This window comes from Actinomadura rubrisoli (genome assembly GCF_004349215.1).
Taxonomy (GTDB): domain Bacteria; phylum Actinomycetota; class Actinomycetes; order Streptosporangiales; family Streptosporangiaceae; genus Spirillospora; species Spirillospora rubrisoli.
Map to the genome: position 1 here is coordinate 1 of NZ_SMKU01000545.1, position 3,872 is coordinate 3,872.

Genomic DNA, 3,872 nt, shown 5'->3' on the forward strand with positions numbered 1-3,872 from the left:
CCCGCAGGGCCGCCCACGGCCGTCCCGCCCCCGCTCGCCGGACTCGCCGCCCCGGGTATTTCAGTCAGTCCTCCTAGTCAGAACCGCCTGGCCGCCCGGGCAGATCCGGCGCGCGCGGCGCGGGACCGGACCCGTTACAGTGAGCTACTCGCCGCCACCCCGGGCACGTCCGGGATCTGGGCGATTCAGTGGGATATGTCACTGCGGGGTGCACGTTCATGCTCCGCGGCGATTGGTCTTGCATTGCCCTGGACCTGGCCGTTTCCGATGGGCGACCATCGGGGTAGGAGTGCGTTGGCGGCGAAGGTGCGCAGTTTGCCCACGTGAAGCCGGTTCATCCGGGCATGCGACGCGCCGACGGTGAACGTTGACCGCGCCCTGACCGGCACCTACCGTGCTGGTGGAACACCCGTGGTGTAATTCGTCAAACCCCCTTGACGAAGCGGCACGGGCTGATAGAAGCCGGAGGTCCGCGTGGCGGTGAGCAGCGGCGAGGGCAAGGCGACCCCCGAGAGGCACATGGCGTCCCGGCGTGCCGGAGAGCAGGGCCTGCTCTTCGACACCCAGGTGTCGGCGCCGCCGGAGGATGTCGGCTACCGCGGCCCGACGGCGTGCGCGGCGGCGGGGATCACCTACCGGCAGCTGGACTACTGGGCGCGCACCGCGCTGGTGGAGCCGAGCGTCCGCGCCGCCCACGGCTCGGGCAGCCAGCGGCTCTACAGCTTCCGCGACGTCCTGGTGCTGAAGGTCGTCAAACGGCTCCTCGACACCGGCGTCTCGCTCCAGCAGATCCGCACGGCGGTGACGCACCTGCGCGACCGCGGCGTGCGCGACCTGGCGCAGATCACGCTGATGAGCGACGGCGTGAGCGTATACGAGTGCACTTCTCCCGACGAGGTCGTCGACCTGCTCCAGGGCGGCCAAGGCGTGTTCGGCATCGCGCTCGGACGCGTATGGCAGGAGGTGGAGGGAAGCCTGGCCGAGCTTCCCGGTGAACGCGCCGCCACCGACCTGGACCCTACCGAGCACCCCCATGACGAGCTGGCCGGACGGCGGCGCGCCCGCCGCACGGGCTGAGCTCAGATCGCCCCCTTGCGCTGGAGGTAGGCGAACGCCGCCCACCCCGGCAGCACCGGCAGCCACAGCGTCAGCAGCCGGTACAGCAGCACCGCGGACGTCGCCGTCTCCGCCGTCAGACCCGAGATCGTCAGCGCCAGCGTCAGCGCGCCCTCGACCGCGCCCAGGCCGCCCGGCGTCGGCGCCGCCGACCCCAGGGCGTTCGCGGTCAGGAACACCACCACGACCGACGTCCAGTGCAGCGACCCGCCGAACGCGCGGATCGAGGCGTCCAGGCAGACCACGAACGCCACGGTCAGCAGCAGCGTGCCGCCCATGCCCGTGGCGAGCTTCTTCGGCGACTGCAGGACGTCCACCAGCCGCGGCACCACGCCCGAGAACATGCTCTTCAGCCGCGCCGTGACGACCCGGCGCACCTTCGGGATGGTCAGCGCGATCCCCGCGACGAGGCCGAGCGCCAGCACCACGATGACGATGGTGCGCGACGGCGCCAGATCCTTCGTCGCGTTGTTGGCCGAGCCGGTGAGGAACCCGAAGAGGATCAGCAGCAGGATGTGGGTGGCCATCCCCATCAGCTGGGACGCGCCGACGCTGGCCACCGCGGGCCCCGGCCGGACCCCCGACCGCTGCAGGTAGCGGGTGTTGATCGCGACGCCGCCGACCGCGGCGGGCGCCACCAGCTTGACGAACGAGGCGGCGACCTGCACCAGGGCCGTCCGCCACAGCGGCAGCCGCTCGGGGACGAACCCCATCAGCATGAGCGCCGCCGCGAGGTAGGTCAGCGCCGCCGCGCCCAGCGCGACCGCGACCCACCACCAGGTGGCCGTGGACATCAGGTGGGCGAAGTCCAGGCTGCCGACCTGCGGGATCACGATGTAGGCGGCGATCGACAGCGCCACGATGCTGAAGATCGTGCGGGGCTGGAACCGCTCCAGCCGGACCGGCGCCGCCTCCGTCTCGGGCTTCAGCCGGACGATCTGCTCCCGGATCCGCGTCAGCAGGTCCCTGCGGTGCCGGAGCGCCGCGCGGGTCGCCCGCGACAGCGCCACCCGCTGCAGCAGTGGCACGGTGGCGGCCAGGGCCTCCTCGCCCAGCACGGACGCGGCCGTCCGGACGGCGCGCTCGGGTCCCGTCCGGAGCGCGAGGGTGGTGAGGAGCTGCGCCAGGTCCAGCCGCAGCGCCAGGTCCCCGGCGGCGATCTCCCCGAACCTCAGGTCGGTGACGTACGCGCGGCCGTCGTCCCCGACCAGGACGGCGCCGTCCTCCAGCCGGCGGTGCGCGAGCCGCCCCGCCTGGAGCCGCCGGAACTGGCGCCACACGTCGGTCAGCAGCGCGTCGGTGACCTCGTCGGCCGGGACGTCGCCGAGCCGGCGGCCGGGCACGTGCTCGTAGGCCAGCAGCGCCGCCTCGGTGCCGACCTCGGACGTCCCCACCAGGCGCGGGGTCCGGGCGCCCGCCGCGTCCACGGCGTACGCCATGAGCGACTCCTGCTCCAGGGACCGGCGCAGCGAGCGCAGCGTCCGCCCGGTGGTGGCGCCGCGCAGCCGCAGCAGCCGCCACACGCGGTAGAGGATCCCGGCGGTCTGCTGGTCGCGGTCCAGGACCCGGAGCTCAAGGTCCCACTCGCCGTGCCGCGCGCCGCGGCCGGGCAGCGGCCGGCCGCCCCGGTCTCCGTCGAAGTCCCCGTCGAAGTCTCTGTCGATGTCCGCGTCGATGTCCCCGCCGTCGTCGTCCACGCCGTCCGGCCCGGCGGGGGAGGGGGCCAGGACGACGCCGTAGCGGCGGGTCTCCTCGGTGCCGCCCTCCGCGGCGTCGCCGAGCCGGACGGCGCGGCCCGGCCGCAGCCCGAGCCGCTCCAGCGCGGCGACGACCGCCGCGCCGGACGGGCGGGGATTGGGCGTGCCGACCGCGTACAGGGTGCCGTGCCCGATGGCGCGGCCGAGCAGGTACGTGGCGGCCAGCGCGGCGACCGAGGCGTAGGAGGCGGTCAGCCCGGTCAGCGCCGCCAGCCCGATCATGGTCCAGGTCGCGGCCTGCCAGCGGATCCGCCCGGCCATCCCGACCGCGCTGACGAACGCGATCACCGGCGCGATGTCGGTGTGCACCGGCGCGGTGGCGGTGCCGCCCCAGATCAGCGAGTCCAGCACGCCGCCGGGCGCGGACGAGACCACCATGTCGTCCAGGCCGATGGTGACCAGGAGCGCGATCGCGGCGGCCAGCAGCGCGATCGCGACGCGCGTCCCGTCCTTGTGGAACAGCCGCTCGACCGCGAACGCGACCGGGACGGCCAGCACGCCGAAGCTGGAGGCCAGCGTCGCCAGCGACAGCAGCAGCCGGGGCGCGTGCGCGGTGCCCTCGGCGATGTCGGTCTGGAGGCCGTGCGTGGTCTGCTGCGCGATCGAGACCAGCAGCATCACCGCGGCCAGCAGCGCGCAGGACGCCGCGAACCTGATCGCGTCGGCGGGACGGCGGATCCGGTCGGGCTGGGCGGGCTCGTCCACGGGCACGCCCGCGGCGGCGCCCTGCCTCGGGCGCACCACCGCGCCGTGGGTCCGCGTCACGCCGTACCGCCGCCCTGGCTGTCCGTCATCGCGATCAGCGTCCCAGAACCGGCGGCGCGGCGTCGAGCGGGCGCCGTCCCGGCCACGTGCGCGTTCACCCGTCCGCTCGCCTTTCCCCGCCCCGCTCGGCGGCCCGCCGCCCGTCCGTGGGCCCCGCTCATCGTACTGGTCAGTATGCCCGCGTCGATCGAGGCCACCCCGCCGGGCGGGGCGGACGCCGGAGCGGTGCGGCGG

Annotated in this window: 3 protein-coding genes; 1 reads left to right on the forward strand and 2 read right to left on the reverse strand. The window is 74.5% G+C overall.

What is annotated here, in order from left to right:
* Positions 1 to 474 precede the first annotated feature (474 nt).
* Positions 475 to 1,077: a MerR family transcriptional regulator gene (locus tag E1298_RS45000; RefSeq protein ID WP_131903496.1), complete on the forward strand. Its 603-nt coding sequence runs from the start codon at positions 475 to 477 to the stop codon at positions 1,075 to 1,077.
* Between the two features lie 2 nt (positions 1,078 to 1,079).
* Here the strand turns inward: E1298_RS45000 and E1298_RS45005 are convergent, their stop codons facing one another.
* Positions 1,080 to 3,638 carry a lysylphosphatidylglycerol synthase transmembrane domain-containing protein gene (locus E1298_RS45005; RefSeq protein WP_131903497.1) on the reverse strand — a complete coding sequence of 853 codons (2,559 nt, stop codon included), beginning with the start codon at positions 3,636 to 3,638 and terminating at the stop codon, positions 1,080 to 1,082.
* A partial coding sequence (locus tag E1298_RS48995; protein ID WP_207945239.1) for a hypothetical protein occupies positions 3,635 to 3,872 on the reverse strand: 238 nt, incomplete at its 5' end. The genes E1298_RS48995 and E1298_RS45005, both read right to left, overlap by 4 nt.